Annotated in this window: 2 protein-coding genes; both read left to right on the forward strand. The window is 34.8% G+C overall.

Features of this window, described 5'->3' with window-relative positions; all coding sequences use genetic code 11:
- Positions 1-16 precede the first annotated feature (16 nt).
- Positions 17-376 carry a four helix bundle protein gene (locus GX364_09440; GenBank protein ID NLI71071.1) on the forward strand — a complete coding sequence of 120 codons (360 nt, stop codon included), beginning with the start codon at positions 17-19 and terminating at the stop codon, positions 374-376.
- 302 nt (positions 377-678) lie between these two features.
- A partial coding sequence (locus GX364_09445) for an RNA-directed DNA polymerase (protein NLI71072.1) occupies positions 679-1,564 on the forward strand: 886 nt, incomplete at its 3' end.

Here is a 1,564-nt window from a genome sequence, read left to right on the forward strand (position 1 = left end):
AAATGAGTTAACTGTATTGATTAAAGCAAAAGATTTAATTAGGTATACTTTTAACATTACTGACAGTAAGAAATTTCCCAAAAAGGCGCGTTTTACTTTTGTTAATCGTTTGCAAGATAAAACCTTAACTGTTTACGAATGTCTATTAGAAGCAAACGAAATATTTCCTAAAAATCAAGCAGAAAAAGAAGAACGAAGAAAACTACAAGTTAGGGCTTTATCTATAATAAAGCAAATACTTTTTCTCATTGAATTATCATTAGAGAAAAAATATATTTCAGCTCAAAATTGTAAAGCATGGGTTAAGGCAGTTTTAGATGTTAAATATACTGCGGCAGCATGGATGAAAAAGGATAAAGAAAGGTTTAATTTTTAGGGTGCTCTCTATTTCCGAACGCTGGCAACTCGAACAACGCCCGTAACGTCAACTCCGATGGCACGTTGAACAACAACAACGCGTACAACGGTAACAGCGGCGTTCGCCCCGCTTTGGTAGAATACCGTAACGGAGTAGGTTAAAACCGAAATTAGAGGACTATCAATCAAAGGAGAGGGTATCCTTCCCTGGAAGGGTAAACATAAACTTTCTGATACCAAGGCTTTGGAGTTAAAAATCCAACGCCAAGGTTATACACAGGAGTGTTTCACATAGTAGAATATATATTTGACTTTTTTAAAATGTATCAATGCTACTTAAAAGCAAGGCGAGGTAAACGAAAGAAATTAACTACTATTAAGTTTGAAACAAATGCGTTAGAAGCAGTTTACTATCTGGTTTATGTATTAAACCAGAAAACTTATAAAATGGGCAAATACACTAAATTTAAAGTTTTCGAACCAAAGGAAAGAGAGATAATGGCATTGCCATTCAGGGATAGGGTAGTACAGCATTACCTGTGCGATTATTTCTTGGAACCATTAATGGAACGACATTTTATTTACGATACATATGCTTGTCGCAAAGGTAAAGGTTCTCACGCTGGATTAGATAGACTTAGATATTTTATGCAACGACATTATCGTAAACATGGTTGCCAGGGTTGCGTATTAAAATGTGATATTAGAAAATTCTTCTATTCTATTGATCATGATGTGCTAAAAATAAAGCTTAATAAACTATTTAAGGGTAATACCGATATAGACTGGTTGTTAGAACAAATTATAGATAGCACACCGAATCCTGGTATCCCTCTTGGCAATCAAACTAGTCAGTGGTTTGCAAATTTCTATTTAAGTGGACTTGACCATTTTATAAAGGAAAAACTTCAAATAAAGCATTATATCCGCTACATGGATGACTTTGTATTAATACATGATGACAAAGAATACCTTCGCTATTGCTTGACGGAAATACGAAAATACGTTGAAGGCAATTTAAAACTACAATTAAATAGCAAGACACATATTTTCCCTTTGCGTAATGGTGTTGATTTTCTTGGCTTTCATACCTACCTAACCGAAACAGGGAAGGTAATAAGAAAGCTAAGGCAAAAAAGCAAGAACCGTACGCGAAGAAAGATAAAGAAGTTCAAGGGGTTGCACGATACGGGCAAAATTACCAAGG

It is taken from the genome of Bacillota bacterium (genome assembly GCA_012518215.1).
Lineage (GTDB): Bacteria > Bacillota > Dethiobacteria > DTU022 > PWGO01 > JAAYSV01.